The organism is Cellulosimicrobium sp. TH-20 (assembly GCF_002105775.1).
In the GTDB taxonomy this organism is placed as follows: Bacteria; Actinomycetota; Actinomycetes; order Actinomycetales; family Cellulomonadaceae; genus Cellulosimicrobium; species Cellulosimicrobium funkei.
Genome location: NZ_CP020857.1, coordinates 1,243,481 through 1,265,344 on the forward strand (window position 1 = coordinate 1,243,481; position 21,864 = coordinate 1,265,344).

Here is a 21,864-nt window from a genome sequence, read left to right on the forward strand (position 1 = left end):
CGGACCCACCAGCACGAGAACGACTCGACGAGGGAGAATCGCCCGATGAGCACGCCGACCGGAGACCTGACGCTCCCGCTGCGCGACGTCATCGACATCCCTGAGACCGTCCACGCCGCCGACTTCGTGCTGCGCCTCGCGGACGGGGTGAACGAGGGCGCGGAGCGCACGCTCGATGACTACGTCGTCACGCCGTCGATCACGCGCTCCTTTGGCGAGGCGCTCGGTCTCGTCGAGTCGGCCCTCGACCGGCACGCGAGCCGTGGCGCGTTCATCCATGGTTCGTTCGGTGCCGGTAAGTCCCACTTCATGGCCGTGCTCGACCTCATGCTCTCGGGCAACGCGCACGCCCGGGCGCTCACCGGTCTGCAGGCCACGGTCGCAAAGCACGAGCGCGCGCTCAGCGCCCGCCTGTTCGCCGTCGACTACCACCTGCTCGGGAGCGAGAGCCTCGAGCAGGCGCTCTTCTCCGGGTACGTCGCCGCCGTCGCGCGCCGCCACCCCGACGAGCCGGCTCCCGTGCTGCACACCTCGGACGGCCTGCTCGACGACGCCGACCACCTGCGCGAGCAGTTCGGCGACGACACGTTCTTCGCGAAGCTTGGGGGAACCGCCCCGGAGGAGGCCGGCTGGGGCGACCAGGCGGGTGGCTGGACGGCCGAGACCTACGACGCGGCGCGGCGTCTGCCCCCGACCGCATCGGATCGCCAGCGCCTGGTGAGCGACCTCGTCGCGACGTTCTTCACGAGCGCGACGCGCACCGGCGAGTGGCTCGGCATCCAGGACGGGCTGCGGGTCATGACCGACCATGTGAAGAGCCTCGGCTACGACGGCCTCGTGCTCTTCCTCGACGAGCTCGTTCTGTGGCTCGGGCAGCACCTCGGCAACTCGACGTTCATCCAGAGCGAGACGTCCAAGGTCACCAAGCTCGTCGAGACCGACGCAGGCCTGGCCGTGCCGATCATCTCGTTCGTCGCGCGGCAGCGAGAGCTCAAGGGCTTTCTCAGCGGCAGCTCCACCGGGGCGGAGCAGGTCACCATCGGCGACTCGTTCCGGCACTGGGAGGACCGGTTCGACAAGATCGTGCTCGAGGCGGCCGACCTGCCGGACATCGTGCACCGCCGTCTCCTCGAGCCGAAGGACGAGCGCGGTGCGGCGGCCCTTGCCGCGGCGGCCCGAAGGGTCGGCGGCAACCAGACCGCGATGCGGTACCTCCTCGACGACGAGGTCGGGTCCAGCGGCGACGACTTCGCCAAGATCTACCCGTTCTCCCCGGCGCTCGTGGACGCGATGGTCGCGCTGTCGACGATCCTCCAGCGCGAGCGCACCGCGCTGAAGATCATGAGCGAGCTGCTCTCGGAGGGGCGAGACGACCTCACCGTGGGCGATGTCATCCCCGTCGGGGACGTGTTCGATGTCGTCGTCCTCGGGGACACCAAGCCGCTGACCGAAGACATGACCAAGCTCTTCGAGATCGCGGCGACGTTTTACCGTCAGAAGGTGCGGCCCTACCTGCTCGACAAGCACGGGCTGACCGAGGAGGCCGCGCGGGCGCTGCCCCGCAAGCACGCGTTCCGCACGGAGGACCGCCTGCTCAAGACCCTGCTGGTCGGGGAGATTGCCCCCGGAGCGCGGTCGCTGCGCTCCCTCACGGCGTCGAAGCTCGCCGCGCTGAACTACGGGAGCGTCACGTCGTTCGTCCCCGGGCAGGAGGCGAGCCAGGTCATCACGCTCGTCAACCAGTGGCGGTCCGAGTTCGGCGAGATCAGCCTCGGCAGCGGCAACGACCCGGTCGTCTCGATCCAGCTCTCGGGCGTCGACTACGACGCGGTCCTCGACAACGTCCAGGGCGAGGACACGAGCGAGGCGCGGCGCCGCCTCCTGCGCGAGCTCATCCTCGGCGAGCTCGGCGTCTCCGCCCCGGGCGGTCTCGTCTACGAATACACGTTCCGTCACGTGTGGCAGGGGCAGCGGTGGGAGGCCGACCTCGTCTTCGGCAACGTCCGCGACGACGCCACGCTGCACGACGGCGCCTTCATGGCTGCCGAGGGACGGTGGAAGGTCGTCGTCGACTTCCCGTTCGACGACGACGCCACGCACGGTCCCGCGTCGGACCTCGCGCGCATCGAACGACTGCGCACCGACGGGCTCGTGAGCGACACCATCATCTGGGTGCCGCACTTCCTCACGACGCAGCGCATGGAGGACCTCGGCGCCCTCGTCCAGCTCGAGTACCTGCTTACCGGGCAGCACTTCGACGAGAACGCGGGGCGCCTCGCCGTCAACGACCGCGAGCCCGCACGCAGGGCCCTCCAGGCGCGACGCGAGAGCCTGCGCGAGCAGCTCCAGACCGCGCTGCGCCAGGCCTACGCCGTGCAGGCCCCGACCCCGGAGCACATCGGGACGGAGGTCCCGCCGGGGAATAGCTTCGTCACGCTGACCTCTACCGGGCTCCAGCTCCGCATGCCCATCGCACCCACGCTCACCGCCGGCCTGACCGACGTGCTCCAGCAGGCGCTGACGCACCAGTTCCCGGATCACCCGCAGATATCCCAGGGCGACAGCGAGCTGAAGAAGTCCGAGCTCGCCGCGGCGCTCGAGCTTGCTCGCCGTGCGGCGTCGGGCGGGGGGCGCGTCGAGGGCGTGGACCGCACGCGGGTCCAGTCCGTGCGGCGCGTCGTGCAAGGGCTCCGGCTGGGCGAGCTGCGCGAGAACGTCTACGTCCTCGACCGCTCCACCTTCGGCTGGTGGGACCGGTTCACCAAGTGGACCGCTGGCGAGCAGGAGACCAGCGCCCAGGTCCTCCGGGAGTCCCTGAGCGAGTACGGGCTGAGCCCTGAGCTCGAGGACCTGCTCATCCTGGTGTGGGCGGCTCTCGCGGACCGGGAGATCCGCAGTTACGGCGCGATCGTCACCCCGCCCCCCGGCGTCGGCGAGGTGCGCGCGCAGACGTCGTTCAAGGAACCCACGCTTCCCGACGCGGGGGACTGGGAGGAGGCGGTTCGCCGCGCGCAGGCGCTCTTCGGCGTCGGCTCTGGCGAGCTGTACCGCAACTCGGCGGCCGTGCAGCGCGTGGCGCGCGGGATCAAGGACGCGGTCGACCCGGTCCGCGAGCACGTCGACGCGCTGCCACGCCTGCTCGGTGCGCACGCCCGGGTGCTCGGTGCCGACCCGGACGCGCCGGCAGGGCGTCTCGCGACCGCCTACCGCGCGCGCGACCTCGTCGACCTGCTCTCGGCGCGACGCGACGCGAACGACCTCATCACCGAGCTCGCCGCGTTCGACCTGCCGAGCGAGACGGCGCCGCTCGCCCGGTCGATCTCGAGCGCGCGTTCCGTCGGTGCAGCGCTGCAGGGCGCCAACTGGCAGATCCTCGACCAGATCGGGACCCTGGACGACGGCCCCGATGCGGCGATCCTGGACGACCTGCGCGGTGCGGCGACGCGCGACGAGCTGCACAGCGCGCTCGAGCCGGCCCTGCGGACCGCGGCCGAGCGGATGACCACCCTGCTCGTCGAGCGACGCCCGGCGCCGCCGCGTCCGGACGACGCCGAGCAACGTCGTCGCGAGGAGGAGCGGATCAGAGCCGAGGCGGAGCGGCGCGAGCGCGAGGCCGCGGACCGGCAGGCGCGACAAGACGCCGAAGCCAAGGCTGCCGAGGCGGAGCGCCGCGCTCGGGAGGCCGAGGAGCAGCTCGAGGCAGAGCGCCGCCGGCAGCGGGAAGAGGCCGAGCGTCGTCGGGCCGCCGAGGAGGCTGCCGAGGTGGCTCGCCGCCGACGTGCTGCGGAGGCGACCGTCACGGTGGCCCACGCTCGTGACCTCGAGGAGGTCACGACTCGCCTGCTTGAGGTGCTGGCAGAACCCGCCGAGGGCAAGTCGCTTCGGGTCACCTGGCGGTGGGAGTGACCACCGTCCGGGCCGTCATGGCTCAACCCGGCTACGTCCGGCAGCGAGCCACGAGCCTCGTCCGCGAGGGCGACACTCCGGTGCTCCTGCTCCGGGCGAGGCCCGAGTGGTCGGGCGAACGCGTGCTCGACATCGACGGTTCGCCGGTGCGGGTCGTCGAGGGGTTCTCGGCGCTCGCGATCCTCGACGCCTATGCACGGCGCCGTGACGATGAGCGGCTCCTGGTGCTGACGGACCGCGCCGACGCGGATCTCGGGGACGCGGTCATCCTCCAGGCCTGGCGGCAGCGCGTGGAGTACGTCAAGGAGTGGGACGCGGTCCCGGCGCTCTTCCGCGGGGCGCGCGACGTCGACACCGAGCTGCGTCGCGTCGGGGACTGGGTCGCCACCGCGCTGCTCGACCACCAGCCGACCGGTGGTTGGCCGACGTCGCCGACCCCCTCGCTGACCAGCACGCTCGCTCTGAGCTCGCTCCTCACGCACCTCCTCGGCCTTCCCGTCCCCACGGACCTGGACGGACCCGTCGTCCTGTCCCGTCTCAGCACCGAGGACGGGCGAGCGGCGTGGAATGGCGTCGAGCCCGAGCTGCGTCGTCGACTCACGACCTGGGCGGGAGATGCCCTGGGCGAGGACGTGGCGTTCGCGCTGCGCGTCGGCGGGAGCGGACGAGCGGTGAGCCCGCTCGCCGTCGCGCTCGTCGTCGACGTGCTCTGGCCGGACAGCGACGGACACGAACCCCGCCTCGACGAGCTGCAGGTCGGTGCGCGCGCACGCATCGAGGCCTACGTCGACCGCAAACCGATCCTTCCGCTCGTCGCGCAACGCGCCGCGGCGACGGCACGCGCCGTCGTCGGGCGCATGGCGCTCGACGACGACACCACCCTGCCGGTCATCCTCAGCCAGGCCGACGCCCTGCTCGGCGACGTCGGGTGGCCCGAAGGGGCCCGGCGTTCCGCCGTCCTGCGGGCCGGTCTCGACGCCCGGCTCGAGGGGCTCGCGGCGGCGCTGTCCGGAGACGATGCTTCGTCGGTCGAGGGCGCGTTGCGGACGGTGCTGCGGCATCACGCGGCGCGTCCCGACGCGCCTGATGTTCGCGGCGCTCGCATGGCCGTCCGGCTCTGGCGGTGGCTGCGCTCACCGGAGCAGGAAGCTCGGACCCTCTCGGACTCGCTCCGCCGTCACGTCGACGACGGGGCCTGGGCGGACCTCGCCGTCGGGACGCTGTGGAACGCGACGACCAACGCCACGGTGGCCGCGGCCTACCGGGAGCTCACGTCGCAGGTCGTCGAGCGGCGTCGTCGCCGGGATGCCGGTGCCGCGCATCAGCTCGCCGAGGCGACGCAACGAGACGAGACACCCGTCGGAGCGGTGCCCGTCGAGGACCTGCTGCGTGACGTCGTCCTCCCGTGGAGCACCGGGGCGCAGCGGCGCACGCTCCTCGTCGTTCTCGACGGCATGAGTGCGTCGATCGCAGCGGAGATCGCCCAGGCCGCGGCCCAGGGACTCGTCACGGAGTGGGTCCCGTCCGCGACGAAGCGGCGCCTCCCCGCGCTGGCCGTGCTTCCTACGCTCACGGGGTACTCCCGGACGTCGCTGCTCACTGGCAGGCTCACGGACGGCAACGCCGCTGAGGAGCGGACGGGACTGACGCGCGCGATCCCGCGCTCCGTCGTCTTCCACAAGGACGACCTGCGCGCGCCGGCAGGCTCGCGGCTGCCGGACTCCGTGACCCAGGCGATCCGCGACGAGCAGGCGCCCGTGGTCGCCGTGGTGATCAACGAGATCGATGACACGCTGCACAAGCAGGACGTCTCTGGTCGTCGGTGGGACCCGTCCGAGCTGCGCCCCCTCGGCGAGCTGCTCGCCGCAGCGGTCGAGAGCGGCCGCACTGTCATCCTCACCTCGGACCACGGGCACGTCGTCGAGCGCGGAACGCAGACTCTTCCGGCGGACGGCGCCGACGGACGTTGGCGACTTCCTGGAACCGGTGAGGTGCGTGACGGTGAGGTGCGCGTGTCCGGCCGGCGCGTCCTGTCGCCCGGCAGCGACGCCGTCCTCCTCTGGGACGAGGCGCTGCGCTACGGACGCAAGCAGACCGGGTATCACGGCGGGGCATCGCTCGCGGAGATCACCGTGCCGGTGATCGTGCTCCAGCGACGCGGGCAGTCCGGTATCGACGGGTGGATCGAGGCGGCGCCACAGGCTCCGTCGTGGTGGAACGACCCGGTGCGCGTGAGCACTGACCTCGCGGCCGCTGCACCTGTCGAGCTGCGCAAGCGACGGCAAAAGAAGAGCACCGTCCACCTGTCCTTCGACGACGGCACCGAGCAGGGCGCGCTGTTCGAGGTCACCGCGGTTCCGGTGGCTGAGGCAGGGGCTGCGACCGCGTCGTCGGGCACGGACGGTATCGATGCGCTGCTCGCCAGCGGCGTCTACGTGGAACAACGGGAGCGGGCCGGGCGCCGCGCCGTGCAGGACGACATCGTCGCGGCCGTACTGCGCACGCTCGTCGAGCATGGCGGCCGGGCACACCAGGACACGGTGGCCTCCGCGGCGGGGATTCCGGCCGCGACGTTGTCACCTACGCTCGCTGCGATCCGTCGAGTGGTGAACGTCGACGGCTACGAGGTCCTGTCCGTCGATGCCGACCGGGTGACCGTCGTGCTCGACCGAGCTCTGCTGACGGACCAGTTCGGCGTCGAGGTGTAGCGATGGCAGTCATCCGCTCGTTCCGGCGTGAGCTCAAGGGCCACGCGACGCGACACCCGACCGAGGTCGATTGCCTCTGGTTCGACTTTCTGGACGAGGGTGGCGGCCGCGTGCTGCAGCTCGCGACGCTCGGATCCGACCAGCGCCAGAGCAAGCCGAAGGTGAGCCAGACGATCCAGCTCTCCGCCGATGCGTCACGCGAGCTTGCTCGCATCATCGGGCGGCTCTTCGGGCCGACTGGCGGCGATGCGATCGGTGCGGGCGAGGGGGAGGGACTCAGGGTCGGCGGCGACGTGCTCCAGCGTGCGGTGACACTGGCACGCCTCGACGACACGGGGCTGCGCGCCGAGGGCATTGGTTGGTCGCAGACCCTCGCGGCAGACACGAGACCGCTCCTGCACGAGGTGTGGCTCGTGCGCCACGTGCGGGGCACGGTGAGCGCGGACGAGGTGCAGGCGTTCGGGAACGCTGTGGAAGGCTCGGGAGCTCAGCGCGGCATGCTCGTCGCCCCGGCATTCACTCGCACCGCGGAGGAGCGAGCGGCAGTGCACGACCTCTGGCTGATCTCCGAGGAGGATATCACGCGGGCAGAGAACCGCTCCTATGACGAGGAAGGGGCGTCGTGAACGCACCAGCGATCAGCCCACGCCGGCGGCGCGACATCATCGACGCGCTGCGGCGTGGGACGGTGCCACAGCGTGGCCTCGACGTGATGGCGGTGGGCCTGCGCCGGTTCGAGAACGCGATCGACGAGGAGCTCGGATCGGTCGGCGACGGCGGAGCCCACTTCAAGGCGGTACGCGGCGAGTACGGGTCCGGAAAGACGTTCTTCTCGCGGTGGCTCACCGAGCGGGCGAAGAAGGCGAGCTTCGCCACCGCCGAGATCCAGATCTCTGAGACCGAGACGCCGCTGCACAAGCTCGAGACGGTCTACCGCCGCATCACGGAGAGCTTGGCGACGTCCGAGTCCCTGAGCGGTGCGTTCGGCGACGTCATCGATAACTGGTTCCACGTGCTGCAGTCGGATGCCGAGGCGGCTGGAGTCGACCCGCGGGACGTGAGCGCGGTGGAGCGCGCGACGTCCGACCTCCTGGAGAAGCGGCTGGCCAGCGTGACGGACAACGCCCCGGCGTTCGCGGCGGCGTTGCGCGGGTACCGCCACGCCGTCCTGCACGACGACCGCGCCCAGGCCGACGGACTCCTCGCCTGGCTGGGCGGGCAGCCTCATGTCGCGGCCACTATCCGACGTGCTGCCGGCGTGCGCGGGGAGCTCGACCACTTCGGCGCGCTCGGGTTCCTCCAGGGTCTCCTCACCGTGTTGCGTGACTCCGACTACAAGGGGCTCGTCGTCGTCCTCGACGAGGTGGAGACTTTGCAGCGGGTGCGGTCCGACGTGCGGGAGAAGTCGCTCAACGCCCTGCGACAGCTCGCCGACGAGATCGATGGCGGCCGATTCCCCGGGCTCTACCTCGTCATGACGGGGACGCCCGCGTTCTTCGACGGTCCGCAAGGTGTGAAGCGACTTCCGCCGTTGGCTCAGCGCCTCGACGTCGACTTCTCCATGGACCCGCGCTACGACAACCCTCGGGCGCCGCAGATCCGGCTCACGGGGTTCTCCCACGACTCGTTGCTCGAGCTGGGTTCCCGGGTCCGCGACATCTTCGTGCAAGGGGTTCCGGAGTCCGACCGCGTGCGCCGTGTGATCGACGACCGGTACGTCGCAGGGCTCGCCGACGCCGTGGCCGGGGATCTCGGGGGGAAGGTGGGGGTCGCGCCGCGACTCTTCCTCAAGAAGCTCGTCGACGTGCTCGACCGGGTCGAACTGCACGCAGAGTTCGACCCCCGTCGCGACTACCACCTCAAGGTCGCGCGCGACGAGCTCACCGAGGCGGAGCGTGCCGCGACGACCCTCGGCGACGTCCGCGCGGCGCGGAGCGTCGATGACATCGAGCTCGACCTGTAGGCGACGGGTGACCGGAGCGGTGAACAGCGCAGGCACGGGGCTCGACCCCGCCATCGAGTACCACGTCATCAACTCGCTGGGATGGCGAGGACTGCGGCCGCTGCAGGCAGCGGCCGTCGAGCCCGTGCGGTCGGGGGACGACTGCGTCCTCGTCGCACCGACCGCTGGTGGCAAGACGGAGGCGGCACTCTTCCCGCTGCTTTCAGAGATGACCCGCGGCGACTGGCACGGGACAACGATCCTCTACGTCACACCGCTCCGCGCCTTGCTGAACAACCTCTACCCCCGCATCCAGACGTACGCCGCATGGCTCGGGCGAACCGTGGGTTTGTGGCACGGGGACGTCGGGCAGAGCGAACGCCGCCGCATCCTCGCGGAACGGCCTGACGTGCTGCTCACGACACCCGAGTCGATCGAGTCGATGCTGGTCTCCCGGGCCGTTGACCACCGCGCGTTCTTCTCGAACGTCCGGGCCATCGTCGTCGATGAGCTGCATTCGTTCGCCGCCCAGGATCGCGGGTGGCACCTCCTCGCGGTCCTCGAGCGCGTCCAGCGTCTTGCGCGACGGGACGTGCAGCGAGTCGGACTGTCCGCCACGATCGGCAATCCCGAGGAGGTCGGCCACTGGCTCCAGGGCTCCGGGGCTGGACATCGGCCACCGGTTCAAGTCGTCGTCGAGGAACCGGCACCGGATGCGCCAGAGCCACTGGTACTCGTCGACTACGTCGGCTCCGAGATCAATGCCGCGCGCATCATCGCGGCAATGCACCGCGGCGAGAAGCGGCTCGTGTTCACCGAGTCTCGGAGGCTGGCTGAGAAGCTCGCCTACGAACTGCGCGAGCTGTCGGTCGAGACCTATGTGTCGCACTCCTCGCTCGCAGCGGAGGAACGCCGCTTCAGCGAGCGAGCGTTCGCGGAAGCCCGCGACTGCGTCATCGTGGCGACGTCCACGCTCGAGCTTGGCATCGACATCGGCGACCTCGATCGTGTCATCCAGGTCGGGGCGACGAGGACGGTGTCATCCTTCCTGCAACGACTGGGACGTACGGGCCGGCGCCCCGGGACTGCGCGCAACACGATGTTCCTCGCGCTCGACAGCCAGGACCTGCTGGAGATCGCCGGGGTCCTGGTGCTGTGGCGCCGGGGATTCGTCGAGGCGGTACAGCCGCCCCCGCACCCGCGACACCTTGCCGCTCAGCAACTGCTGGCCCTCGCGCTCCAGGAGGGAGCGTTCAGCCGAGTGTCGTGGCGAGACTGGTGGGGTTCGCTGAGCCTGATGGACGACGCACCTGAAGTCCTCGAGTTCTTGGTGGACGAGGAGTTCCTCGTCGAGGACACCGGATTGCTGATGATCGGACCTCGCGCGGAGAAGGAGTTCGGCCGGCGCCACTTTATGGAACTACTCTCGTCGTTCCTCGCCGAGAAGGAACTCCGTGTTATCACCGGCACCAAGGAGGTCGGGTTCGTCTCTCCGCTCTCGTTGCCGCACCCCGACGACCGGGTGCAGAAGCCGATCGTGCTCGGTGGGCGCGCGTGGCTCGTCGAGGACGTGGACTGGGAGCGCTTCGTGGTGATCGTCTCACCGATGCGAGAACGCGGTGACGTGCGCTGGCAGTCGGATGACATCGCCTTCTCGTTCGAGGTGATGAGGGCACGTCGGGATGTCTTGCTCGGTGAAGATCCCGACGTCGAGCTGTCGAAGCGTGCTCAGAGTCGAATGCCTCTGATGCGAGACGAGTACTTGTCGGAGGTCGATCCAGCAGGCCTTGTGCTGTCTCATGGTGTGAAGGGTGCGACGCTGTGGACCTGGGCAGGGCTGCGCGCCAACGCGACGTTCTTAGCTGGAGTTGGTCTTCCTGTGGAGAACCTGACGAATGAGAGCGTCGGCCTTCCCGGTGACGTCTCGGCGAGGGAGCTGCGGGGTGGAGACATGGGTACCGCCGTGCCCTACGTCGATCCGCGGCAGATCGAGGCGCTGAAGTTCTCGGTGGCGCTACCCCCGGAACTTGCGCGAACCACTCTCGCCGAGCGATTCGCCGACCGCGACGGCGCGCGCGCGGTGCACGTCTCCGAGTTGATCAGTCAGGGACGAGACTGGGGTTAAGCTCCGCGCGTGAGCGTACTGATCTCCTTCTCGCCAACGTCGCCCGTTGTCTCCGGAAGCCTGATTGCTGTTGTCGATGCGCTCGAGGTCCGCCGTGGAGCGATTCGTGCGACATTTACCGCCGATGGTGGGATCAATCGGCGAGACGTCGCGCAGGAGATTGACCCGCTGCTCCGCGCTCAGGGCTTTCGAGCAGGCTCGGACGCGACCCTGAGCCCGCGAGAGCTGGACTACATGTCGGACTCTCTTTTGGCCGCGCTCAGCATCCAGGCAGGTCGGGCCGCGACGAACAACGGCGGACTCCTGGCAACACTCGCTGCGGCATCCTGCGAGGAGGTGGACTGGCTCGTCCTGCTCGTGCCCGAGCGGTACAAGAACTCCGCTACGGGCGACGCGGTCGAGAAGCAGCTGCGGGACCTGGCCGTGGCGCACGGTGTTCGCCTCGATCTCCAGGCGGTCGTGCTCGTCCGCTATTGATCCTGGGAGGCTGCCGTGGGTGAAAAGGTGGGCGAACGTCACTGTTTGTCGCACCTTCCTTCTAAGCTTCGGGCTAGCGCCACCGAGGGCGCCGGTCGAGGCAGGGTGCAGTGGGGTCGTTCGAAGTCATCGCGCAGCGCACGCCACGCGCGTCCGGGCACCTCTACGTGTTCGCTCTTCCGCTGTCTCGCGTGCCCGATGTCGTGCCCGTACCGAGTGTCACCCAGCGCGCCGAGGGCAACCGGCTGCTGAACCTCCGCCACGCGCGGGACTTCGCGCGCTACTGGACCGAGAACGTCCGGTGGGCTGCTCCGCCACTCCTCCTCGATACCGTCGAGGATTTGAACCGACGATTCGTCTGCGACTTCCCGATGGGCTCGCTCGAGGCGGGCCGTCTGACGCTCGACACCGGTGCCGGGACGACGCTGCGCATCCTGGATGGCCAGCACCGCGTCTTCGGGTGGTTCGACGTCCGCCGCTCCCTGAACGAGCGTGCAGCCGAGCTCCAGGAACGTCTCGCTCGCGGACGGAGTTCGGGCAACCGGTCCGTCGTCGAATCGGCACTGGCAGAGGTCGACCGCGTCGTGGCGACGAGTGAACGACTCATGGCGGACCACGTCACGGTGGAGGTGCTCGATCGCATCGATCTGAACGCCCACAAACAGTCGTTCTTCGACATCGCCGCGAACGCCAAGGGCATCACCAAGTCGCTCACAGCCGCGTTCGATCAACGAGACTCGATCAAGCGGGCGACCGTAGAGCTCATCGACGAGTACGAAGGACTCGCGGCACTCGTCGAGCGGGAAGCGGACCGTGTCGGGCGAGACGCGGCGGCGCTGTTCTCTGTTTCGCAGCTCCTCGCGCTCGTGGAAGTCGCGGTCCTCGGGCCGGACGGCTGGGTCCGTCGTGGACACTCCGATGCGCTCACCGTGCCGGCGGTCAAGGAGGTGGCGTCGGCGGCCCTTGACGCGCTCTTCAACGGGTTCGACGAACTGCAGGGCGTGCTCGAGAGCGGTGTCACCGGGGCTGAGATCCGCGAACGCAGCCTGCTCGGGTCAGTGACGTTCCTTCGAGCGCTCGCCGGTGTGTTCCACAAGGTGGTGATCTCGGTCGAGGCCGGCCGCTTCCGCATCGACGAGACCTTGCTCGACAGCATCGTGGACTTCTTCCAGCAGATCGCCGACGACATGGTCGGTGACATGCCGGACTGGCTGTGGCAGACGGGGAGCTTTGACACTCGAAGCAGCCGGAGCCCGCGCGCACGGCGCCAGGAGTTCGCTGCCGTGGTCTCCGGAATCCTCGCGGAGCTCACCCGTCGGGGTGCTCACGTCAGCCGCGATCAGGATGCCGCCACGGCTCCAATCGGAGTCGGTACGCAGGAGGAGCCCGAGGCGGACCCTCTGGATGCGTTCGTGCGGGACGCTGTCGCGGCTCGCACGATCTCGGGCGCCGAAATTCGAGCATGGTGTCGCGAGCATGGGCGCAATGATCCGGATGATCATCGTGCCGTGCTGCGCACTCTCGTCCGCGCGCGCGTCCGAGTCGTCGAGGACGATCGTCGGAATGCCGAAGCGGCGCGGACGGAAGCTGTCGCCCGGGCACGACCTCCGGCCGATACGACTAGCGGCCCGCCGGACAGGTTCGGCGAGATCGAGACGAACGCCAGTTACGTGACCCCAGGCCCCGACGACGTGGGTCCTTCCCTGGGCGACTTGGAGTCGGGTGTCGATCCTGTCGACCCTGTCGGCCTCGATGTAATCGTGTCGGATGCGGATGCGGATGCGGATGCGGATGCGGATGCGGATGCGGAGGCGGACGAGGACGACGCCCCGGTCCAGCAGGTCGTGACCGCGGGTGCGACGGCCGACCCGGTCAAGTACTACCTCAAGCAGATCGGCAAGGTCGCGCTGCTGAACGCGGAGCAGGAGGTCGAGCTCGCGAAGCGGATCGAGGCCGGTCTGTTCGCGGAGGAGAAGCTCGCGGCCGAGGGCGACGACCTGGACCGCAAGCTCAAGCGTGAGCTGCAGTGGATCGCGCACGACGGCAAGCGGGCGAAGAACCACCTGCTGGAGGCGAACCTGCGTCTGGTGGTGTCGCTGGCCAAGCGGTACACGGGTCGCGGCATGCTGTTCCTGGACCTGATCCAGGAGGGCAACCTCGGTCTGATCCGTGCGGTGGAGAAGTTCGACTACACCAAGGGCTACAAGTTCTCGACGTACGCGACGTGGTGGATCCGGCAGGCGATCACGCGCGCGATGGCGGACCAGGCGCGCACCATCCGTATCCCGGTGCACATGGTCGAGGTCATCAACAAGCTCGCGCGCGTGCAGCGTCAGATGCTGCAGGACCTGGGTCGTGAGCCCACGCCCGAGGAGCTCGCCAAGGAGCTCGACATGACCCCCGAGAAGGTCGTCGAGGTCCGGAAGTACGGCCGCGCACCCATCTCTCTTGACCTGCTGGTCCCGGCCGAACCTGACGAGTACGGCATCGCCGAGCGAACCGAGCGCGGTTGGGTGGTTCCACTCGCGTGGCGCATCGTGGACGTCGACGAGATCACGCCCGAGCAGGTGGTGAGCTTCACGCTCCTGCAGGAGCAGCTGCACCAGGTGCTGGACACCCTCAGCGAGCGCGAGGCGCGCGTCGTCTCGATGCGGTTCGGCCTCTCCGACGGGCAGACCAAGACCCTCGACGAGATCGGCAAGGTCTACGGCGTGACGCGCGAGCGTATCCGTCAGATCGAGAAGAAGACGATGGACAAGCTGCGTCACCCGAGTCGCTATGCGGTGTTGCGGGAGTACCTCGACGCAAGTCACCCGCGCGGCGACGAATCGGTCGCCGAGTCACAGCAGGAAGCGCCGAAGCCTTCCAGCACTGCCGAGATGATGTTCGAAGACCACGAAGTGATCGAGACGGGGATGGTGCCGAGTGGCCACTGAGTTCAGCTTGAGCGGCTACGAAGACAGGAGGGAGCTACTTGCGCAACGGTACGAGCGCGCCGGGAAGAGCCTTTTCGTCATCGCCATGCCGCTGCACCTCATCCAGACGCACCTGCCGGAGCCGGACCCGGATCAGCCGTTCGAGGGCAACCGGACGGTGAACGTCGCGCGTGCAACGGCCTTCGGCCAGTACTGGCGCGAGAACGTCAAATGGGCGACTCCGCCCCTCCTGCTGGACACGCTGTATCCGCTCTCCGAGGAGTTCGAGCCGCACGCGAACGTCGCGGGCGTGGACTTCGGTGTGCTCCGCCTTCCGTACAACTCGGAGAGTGAGCTACAGATTCTGGACGGCCAGCACCGCATCCTCGGGTGGACGCTCACATCACGAAAGCTCGCGGAGGAGGTCAAGCGGGCGCGCAACGAGGCGGCGGTCGCCGAGCGTCGTGGCCCTGCGGATGCCGACCTGGCCCGCCGGTCACTCGACGGACTGACCGCGCTGCAGCGGAGACTTCGTGACGAGTACGTCACCGTCGAGATCCTCGAGGGCATCACACTCGATGAGCACAAGCAGTTCTTCCACGACATCGCGACCAATGCGAAGGGGATCACCAAGTCCGTGACGGCCTCGTTCGATCGTCGGAGTGCGATCAACCGCGTGGCGATGGACGTCGCCAATTCCCACCCGTTGCTCAAGGAGCGCGTGGATCAGGAGACGGACACGGTACGCGGGCAGAACCCGAACTGGATCTCGAACAAGAACCTCACGGACATCGTCACGACGCTGACACTCGGCACCGGGGTCACCCTGACCGCCCAGCGGAAGAAGCTCCTCAAGGACGGACCGATGCTCGCGGTCGTGGAGCGCTTCTTCGACGCGCTCCACGACGAGTTCGAGGACCTCCGCCGCCTGGCGGACGGCGATCTCGACCCGCGCCAACTGCGGGAGACGAGCCTGCTCGGCTCGCCCACCATCCTTCGAGCATTCGCCGGCGCTTATCACGCTGTCGCCGTTGATGGTTCGAGGACCGGCTCGCCGGTGTCGATTCCCAACGGTGATGCACGGATGCGCGGACTGTTCCGTCAACTAGCCGCGTCCATGGACTTCCCTGTGGCCGACGGGTGGTTCGCGACCGGGCTGTTTCCGGAGCGCACGAGCAGGGCTCCGGGCTCGAAGACGCAGGAATTGAAGCAGCTCGCCGGAGACGTCACGCGATGGGCGCGGCGTGCTGAGGCGTTTTCTGACTGAGGACCTTCCGCGGGCCGGCCGGGGCGCTCGAGGCCGGCCCGTGGTCCGATTGCCCCTCACGCCAGCACGACGTTGCCCTGGTACTCGAAGTGGGTGCTCACCTGATCGGTGACGTCGACGTTCACGAGCTTGTGCGAGGCGGGGGAGAAGCCGGTCAGGCCGGCTGCGGTCTGGCCCGCCTGGGCGACCCTGTAGACGTACTTCAAGACGGCGTCGTTCGTCGAGTGGTAGCCGTACACGGCTTCTTCGACCGCGGCGGTCAGGGGGCCCCAGTTGCTCTTCGCACCGATGGCCGCGCCGAGCAGGTGCACTGCCTGGATGCGCGGCGGGCCGGATCGCGTGCCGAGCGTCTCGGTGGCCACGGCCATCACCCGGGCGCCGAGGCTGTGGCCGATGAGCACGTAGGCGTCCGCGTCGGTGCGGGCGAGGAGGTCGGCAACGATGACACCCGTCTTGTCGGCGCGGTTCTTCGCGACGTGCCACGGATTCTTGGCGAGGTCGGAGGCGATGAACGCCGGGGTGAACGTGCTGCCGAAGAGCTTGGCTCCCGCCTTGTTGGCAGCGGCAGCGGCACCGCGCACTGCGGTGGAAGCACCGGCCCTCCCCGCGAGTCCGATACCCATCGCACCGAAGTCCTTGAGCTCCTTGGCTCCCCAGCGCACCCGGTACACGGGGGAGTCGGGATACCGGTCGTCGACGATCTTCTTCCAGCCGCCCCACTTCTCCTGATCGCCCTCGGTGAGGAACCCGTTGGCCACAAGGACCGGTACGCCTCCCTTGCCGGGGCGCAGGAGCTCGATACGGAACGACTTGTCCTCTCGAACGTAGGCGTTCGACACGGACGCACCCAGGGTGCCCCCGACCGCGGCACCGACCGCAGTGACGACGGCGGTGCCGCCGGCCATTCCGAGTCCGCCGGCGGCCAGGGTGCCTCCGCCGAGAAGGGCCAAGCCGTGCGACGTCGCAGCGGCGCCCGAGAGTCCGCCGAACATGCCGAGCGAGCCGATGGCCCCGCCGATGGCCGGCGCTGCGAGGAGCGCCATCGGGGCGGCTGCGGCGACGCCGACAACGCTGACGGCAGCGATCTTGGAGGCCTTGCCCAGGTCGGGCTTCTCGTACTTCAGGAAGTCCTCGTAGTCGTGCAGCTCACCGAAGCTGCCTTGTGCCTTCTCGAAACCGGGGATGTCGTGCCGGTGCTCGGCGCAGTACTGGGGGACGCGGATCGCGCCACGCTCGCGGACGGCCATGTTCTCGCAGCCCGGCGCGACGCACGGCAGGGTCGGCGCCCCGCAGGACTGGCAGACGTACACGGGCATCTGGCCGTTGGGACGGTTCGACTTCCGGTGCTCGGTCTTCGTGAAGCAGGAAGAGCACCAGCCGGACTTCGGCTGGTAGGGAGAGACGTCGTCGGCGACGTCGGCGATCCACTGCGCGACCTTCGCGTAGGCGTCGGCTCGCTTCTGCGCGGTCCTCTTGTTCGCCTCGGCCTGCTTGTGCGCGGCCTTCTGGCTCTCGCGATCGGTTGCGGCGAGCGCATCGGCGTATGACGTGGTGCGCGCCTCGTACCAGGATTTCGCGAAGGCCCACAGGTTGCTCACCAGTGCGGGGTTGTCCGCGAGGACGCCGCCGCTGTCGACCGTCGGCTCGACGTCGACGACGTCGCCCTCGAGCACAAGCCGCGCGCCCTGGTCTGAGACCACCTCAACCTTGAGGCGAGTTCCTCCGACGACGTGCGCGTGAATCGATCCTGGCATGGCCGGATGATGTCACGGCCGAACCCTGCGCAGAGGTCCCGAGCGGGTGAAATCGCCAGTGCAAGCGTCGACGATACGGTGAGTGCATCTGGGGATAACCGCGTCGTACATGGCGTGGCCGACGCCGATCGCGCTGGTTAGGAGGAGGTCGAGAGATTCGACGGCGGTGCGGTCGGGCCGCCGTCGACGGACTGCGACACCAGCACCGCGAGCTGCACGCGGTTCGTGACCCCGAGCTTCGCGCTCGCCGCGGAGAGGTGGGTCTTGACCGTCGCTTCGCTGACGTACAGCCGCTGCGCGATCTCGGGGTTGGACAGGCCCTGCGCGACGAGTCGCGCGACGTCGAGCTCGCGCTCGGTGAGGGTCGAGACCCGCTCGGCGGCCTCCCTGCGCCCCGCCGCGCCGGGCGCGGCGGTGACCTGCGCCATGACGACGCGTGCCGCACGGGGCGACAGCGCGCCGTCGCCGGCTGCGACGGCGCGGACGGCGGAGACGATCTCGTCGGGTGACGCGTCCTTGGCGAGGAACCCGGACGCCCCGGCGTGGACGGCGTCGAGGATGCTGGACTCGGTGTCGAACGACGTCATGGCGATGACGCCGGGCGGGTCGGGGAGTGCCCGCACGGCGCGCGTCGCCGTCACGCCGTCGACGCGGGGCATGCGCAGGTCCAGGAGCACGACGTCGGGGTGGTGCGCCTGCACGGCTGTCACGACCTCGTCGCCGTCGGCGGCCTCCGCGACGACCTCGATGTCGTCGGGCCGCAGGATGGTCCGCAGCAGCCGTCGCACCATCGGGTCGTCGTCGACCACGAGCACCTTGATCACGCCCTGACCCTAGCGGCGCGCGCCCACGGCGCGTCCGTCGCGACCGCCGCACCGCTCGTCGCCGCGACCGCCGTCAGGCCGGCGCGCCGTCCTGGTGGCGCACCCACGTCTCGCGGACCTCGGTGAGGTGGTCGAGCATCGCGGCGCGGGCGCCGTCGGCGCGGTGCGCGTCGAGGTTGTCGACGATCGCGCGGTGCGCGCGCGTGACGACGTCGATGCGGCGCGGGTCGTAGGAGAACGTGGCGACGCGCGTCTCCATGAGCCCTTCGCCGAGCACGTCGTAGAGCATGACGAAGAAGTCGTTGCCGGTCGCGACGGCGAGCCCGCGGTGGAAGGCGTAGTCGTTCTTGGACGCGGCGACGATGTCGTCGGCGTGCCCGGGGAGCTGGTCGACGAGGTCGGCGAGGCCGGTGAGCGCGGCGTCGTCGATGCGTTCGGCGGCGATGCCGGCGACGGCGACCTCGAGCGTCGCGCGGACCTCGTGGAGCTGGAGGTAGGGCACGTTGGGGCCGTGGTGGAGGAACATCTGGAGCATCTGGCCGACGTCGTCGATGCTGGTGCGCCCGACGCTCAGGCCGGAGCCGGGCGTGGCGGTGACGATGCCCTTGGCGGTGAGGGCGCGGACGGCCTCGCGCACGACGGTGCGGGAGACGCCGTAGGACTCGCAGAGCTCGCGCTCGGAGGGCAGCCGGTCGCCGGGCTGGAGCTCGCGCGCGAGGATGTCGTCGCGGATCGCGTCGGCGACCTGGTCGGACAGTCGGCGCTGTCGCACGATGCCGCTCGTCGGCAGCGTCGCATCGGGCTCGGGCACCGTTCCTCCTCGGGGTGACGACCGCGCCATTCTGCCTCACGGGGGCCGCGACCTGCCCGGACGCGGTCCCTGCTCACGGTCGTGAGACGGGGTTGGCTCAACTGGTATGACAGGATACAGTCACTCAACCTGCTGAGCCGAGCGTCCGACGTCGGGCGCCCGTGCCGGCAGGTCTCCCCTCACCCGCACGCAGAGCAACGCGGCTTCCCAGTCGCGGGGAAAGAGCTGTTCCACGATGCGCGCCATCAGATTCGAGACGTCCGGGACCGCCCACGTGGTGGACATCCCGCGCCCGGTCCCCGGCCCCGGCGAGGTCCTCCTCGCCGTCACCTCCACGGGGGTGTGCGGCTCCGACCTGGCCGCCCTCCGCGGCACCCACCCGTTCCGCGTCCCGCCGCTGATCTCCGGCCACGAGGCCGGTGGCCGCGTCGCCGAGGTCGGCCCGGACGTCGCCGACGTGGCCGTCGGCGACCGCGTCGTCGTCGACCCGCAGCGCCCGTGCGGCACGTGCGACCTGTGCACGACGGGCGGCTACCACCTGTGCGCGAGCAAGCAGATGCTCGGCGTCGCCGAGTGGGACGGCTCGTTCGCCGAGCACGTCGTCGTGCCCGCGTACACGCTGGTCCCCGCGCCCGACGGCGTCGCGGACGAGCACCTCGCGCTCGCCGAGCCGGTCGCGGTCGCGGCCCACGCCGTCGCGCAGCTGGGGGAGCGGCGTCGCGAGCGCGCGCTCGTGCTGGGCGGCGGCACGATCGGCGCGCTCGTCGCGCGCGTCCTCGCCGACGGCGGCAGCACCGTGGTCGACGTCGTCGAGCCGCGCGAGCACGTCCACGAGGTGCTGCGCGCGGTCGGCGCGACGGGCGTCCACCGGCCCGACGCCGCGCTCGAGCCCGGCTCGTACGACGCCGTCTTCGTCGCCGCGGGCGTGCCCGCGCTCGTCGAGCGCGCGTTCGAGGCCGTCGCGCCCGGCGGCGCGATCGTCCAGGTGGCGGTGTTCAACCAGGCCGTGCCGGTCCCGGTGGGGCAGCTCCAGGTGCGCGAGATCGCCCTGCTCGGCACGGCCATGTACACGAAGGACGACTTCCGCACCGCGCTCGACGTCCTCGCGCGCCACCCCGGGCTCGCCGACGTGCTCGTGTCCCGCACGACCTCCTTGGAGGAGGGCGCCGCCATCACGACGACCATGGCCGCCGAGGGGCCGGGCGACATCGTCAAGCTGGTGATGGTCCCGTGAGCGCGGGCCGCGCCGTCCGCGGCGTCCTGTCCGGCGCCGAGCGCGCGCTGTTCGTGGTCTCGGGCGTCGCGATCACGCTCGTGAGCGCCGTCCTCGTGCTCCAGGTCTTCATGCGGTACGTGCTCAACAGCCCGACCGTGTGGTCCGAGGAGTTCGCGACGCTCGCGTTCGTCTGGTGCGTCATGACGGCGATCCCCGTCGCGGTGCGCCGCAGCGAGCACATCGCGGTGACGCTGCTCCTCGACCGCCTGCGCGGGAAGGTGCGCCGCGCGTTCGTCGCGCTCGGCTACGCGCTCTCCGCGGGCCTGTTCGGCCTCGTCGCCGTCTACGCCGCGATGATGCTCCCGACGGGCGCGCGCCAGCTCATGACCGGCCTGACCATCGCGACGGGCACGGACATCACGCTGCTCGCCATGTACGTCGTCGTGCCGATCGGCATGGGCTTCTCCTGCGTCTACGCGGTCGAGAAGCTCGTCGAGGCGCTCCGCGGCGACTTCGACACCCCCGACGACGCCGTGGAGGCGAACATCGCCGAGGCGGAGCAGCTCGTCGCGCCCACCTCCCAGGACAAGGACGTCTGACCCATGCCCCTCATCCTCGGAGGGCTCCTCCTCCTCATCCTCGTCATCGGCGCCCCGGTGGGCGTCGCCGTCGGCCTCGCCTCGTTCGCGAGCCTCGCCGCCGAGGGCGTGCCGCCCGAGGTCGGCGCCCAGCGGTTCGTCGCCGGGATGCGCTCCTTCCCGCTCCTCGCGATCCCGCTCTTCGTGCTCGCCGGCTCGCTCATGAACGCGGGCGGCGTGACCCAGCGCCTCATCGACTTCGCCTACGCGATCGTCGGCCGCGTCCGCGGCGGGCTCTCGGCCGTCAACGTGCTCACGAACATCACGTTCGGCGGCATGTCCGGCTCGGCGGTCGCGGACGCGTCGTCGGTCGGCCGCCTCCTCATCCCGCAGATGCTGCGCCGCGGCTACGCGCCCGGCGACGCGGCGTCGGTCACCGCGACGGCGTCGATCGTCGCGCTCGTGCTCCCGCCGAGCATCACGATGATCATCTACGGCGTCGCCGCCGAGGTCTCGATCAGCGCGCTGTTCTTCCACGGCCTCTACATCGGCCTCGGGTTCGGCCTCGTGTACCTGGTCACGGGCTGGCTCGTCGCCCGCAAGAAGGGCTACCCCGCCGAGCGCGGCGTGGGCGCGCGCGAGCTCGTGCGCACCGCCGCCAAGGCGCTCCCGGCCCTGCTCATCCCGGTCGTCGTGCTGGGCGGCATCCGGCTCGGCGTCTTCACGGCGACGGAGGGCGGCGCGGTCGCGGTCCTCATCGCGGTGATCCTCGGGGTCGTCGTCTACCGCGAGCTGTCCTGGCAGCGGGTCGTCAAGGCGATGCGCGAGACGACGATGCTCGTCGCCGCGATCATGCTCATCATCGCGATGGCGCAGGCCTACTCCTGGGCGCTCGTGACCGGCGGCACGCCACAGATCGTCGCCGACGCCGTGCTCGGGCTCACGGACAACGTGCTGCTCATCCTCTTCGTCGCCAACGTGATCCTGCTGCTCATCGGCACGGTCGTCGAGGGCAACGCGGCGATCATCATCTTCACGCCGATCCTCCTGCCGATCGTCACGGCCGCGGGCGTCGACCCGGTCCACTTCGGGCTCATCGTCGTCATCAACCTCGCGATCGGGCTCATCACGCCGCCCGTCGGGATCAACCTGCTCATCACGAGCCGGATCGCCGGGATCTCGGCGGAACGGGCGCTGCGCGACATGCTCCCGTGGCTCGGCGTCTCGATCGCCCTGCTGTTCCTCGTCACGTACGTCCCCGTCCTCACCGGCATGTACTAGCCGGCGCGACGGTCGACACCCGCCACCGGCACCAGCACCCCGGCGGGCGAGGGCGTCCCT

General features: G+C 69.9%; 14 protein-coding genes. 11 read left to right on the plus strand and 3 right to left on the minus strand.

The window, feature by feature from the left end; genetic code table 11:
* Nucleotides 1-45 precede the first annotated feature (45 nt).
* The 8 genes from B8281_RS05525 to B8281_RS05560 all read left to right on the plus strand — a co-directional run bounded on the left by B8281_RS05525 (nucleotide 46) and on the right by B8281_RS05560 (nucleotide 15,340).
* Nucleotides 46-3,906: a hypothetical protein gene (locus tag B8281_RS05525; RefSeq protein WP_085387167.1), complete on the plus strand. Its 3,861-nt coding sequence runs from the start codon at nucleotides 46-48 to the stop codon at nucleotides 3,904-3,906.
* Between the two features lie 17 nt (nucleotides 3,907-3,923).
* On the plus strand, nucleotides 3,924-6,614 hold the full coding sequence (gene pglZ / locus B8281_RS05530) for a BREX-2 system phosphatase PglZ (RefSeq protein WP_157446577.1): 2,691 nt from the start codon (nucleotides 3,924-3,926) through the stop codon (nucleotides 6,612-6,614).
* Between the two features lie 2 nt (nucleotides 6,615-6,616).
* Complete coding sequence (locus B8281_RS05535; protein ID WP_085387169.1) at nucleotides 6,617-7,240, plus strand: restriction endonuclease; 624 nt, start codon at nucleotides 6,617-6,619, stop codon at nucleotides 7,238-7,240.
* Nucleotides 7,237-8,577, plus strand: a complete 1,341-nt coding sequence (gene brxD, locus B8281_RS05540; protein ID WP_085387170.1) for a BREX system ATP-binding protein BrxD — start codon at nucleotides 7,237-7,239, stop codon at nucleotides 8,575-8,577. The genes B8281_RS05535 and brxD overlap by 4 nt, the downstream gene beginning before the upstream one ends.
* A gap of 7 nt (nucleotides 8,578-8,584) precedes the next feature.
* Nucleotides 8,585-10,681 carry a DEAD/DEAH box helicase gene (locus tag B8281_RS05545; protein WP_198163162.1) on the plus strand — a complete coding sequence of 699 codons (2,097 nt, stop codon included), beginning with the start codon at nucleotides 8,585-8,587 and terminating at the stop codon, nucleotides 10,679-10,681.
* Between the two features lie 9 nt (nucleotides 10,682-10,690).
* Nucleotides 10,691-11,158, plus strand: a complete 468-nt coding sequence (locus tag B8281_RS05550; protein ID WP_085387172.1) for a hypothetical protein — start codon at nucleotides 10,691-10,693, stop codon at nucleotides 11,156-11,158.
* Nucleotides 11,159-11,268: 110 nt separating this feature from the next.
* Nucleotides 11,269-14,094 (plus strand): RNA polymerase sigma factor, encoded by a 2,826-nt coding sequence (locus B8281_RS20090; protein WP_085387173.1) that lies wholly within the window; start codon nucleotides 11,269-11,271, stop codon nucleotides 14,092-14,094.
* Entirely contained in the window at nucleotides 14,084-15,340 is a 1,257-nt protein-coding gene (locus tag B8281_RS05560; protein ID WP_085387174.1) for a DNA sulfur modification protein DndB, read from the plus strand. Before B8281_RS20090 ends, B8281_RS05560 begins: the two co-directional genes overlap by 11 nt.
* Before the next feature lie 56 nt (nucleotides 15,341-15,396).
* Here B8281_RS05560 and B8281_RS05565 read toward each other — a convergent pair whose 3' ends face one another.
* From B8281_RS05565 to B8281_RS05575, 3 genes are all read right to left on the minus strand, one after another.
* Nucleotides 15,397-17,094, minus strand: a complete 1,698-nt coding sequence (locus B8281_RS05565) for a DUF726 domain-containing protein (RefSeq protein WP_085387175.1) — start codon at nucleotides 17,092-17,094, stop codon at nucleotides 15,397-15,399.
* 137 nt (nucleotides 17,095-17,231) lie between these two features.
* On the minus strand, nucleotides 17,232-17,918 hold the full coding sequence (locus B8281_RS05570) for a response regulator transcription factor (RefSeq protein WP_198163163.1): 687 nt from the start codon (nucleotides 17,916-17,918) through the stop codon (nucleotides 17,232-17,234).
* 73 nt (nucleotides 17,919-17,991) lie between these two features.
* Nucleotides 17,992-18,729: a FadR/GntR family transcriptional regulator gene (locus B8281_RS05575; protein ID WP_051027509.1), complete on the minus strand. Its 738-nt coding sequence runs from the start codon at nucleotides 18,727-18,729 to the stop codon at nucleotides 17,992-17,994.
* A 235-nt stretch (nucleotides 18,730-18,964) separates the two neighbouring features.
* Between B8281_RS05575 and B8281_RS05580 the strand changes: the two genes are divergently transcribed.
* From B8281_RS05580 to B8281_RS05590, 3 genes are read left to right on the plus strand one after another with little or no spacing between them, the layout of a single operon-like run.
* Nucleotides 18,965-19,963, plus strand: a complete 999-nt coding sequence (locus B8281_RS05580; protein WP_085387176.1) for a zinc-binding dehydrogenase — start codon at nucleotides 18,965-18,967, stop codon at nucleotides 19,961-19,963.
* A complete protein-coding gene (locus B8281_RS05585; protein ID WP_021482370.1) occupies nucleotides 19,960-20,544 on the plus strand; it encodes a TRAP transporter small permease in 585 nt (194 codons plus the stop codon). The genes B8281_RS05580 and B8281_RS05585 overlap by 4 nt, the downstream gene beginning before the upstream one ends.
* A 3-nt stretch (nucleotides 20,545-20,547) precedes the next feature.
* A complete protein-coding gene (locus B8281_RS05590) occupies nucleotides 20,548-21,804 on the plus strand; it encodes a TRAP transporter large permease (protein ID WP_085387177.1) in 1,257 nt (418 codons plus the stop codon).
* Nucleotides 21,805-21,864: the final 60 nt, after the last annotated feature.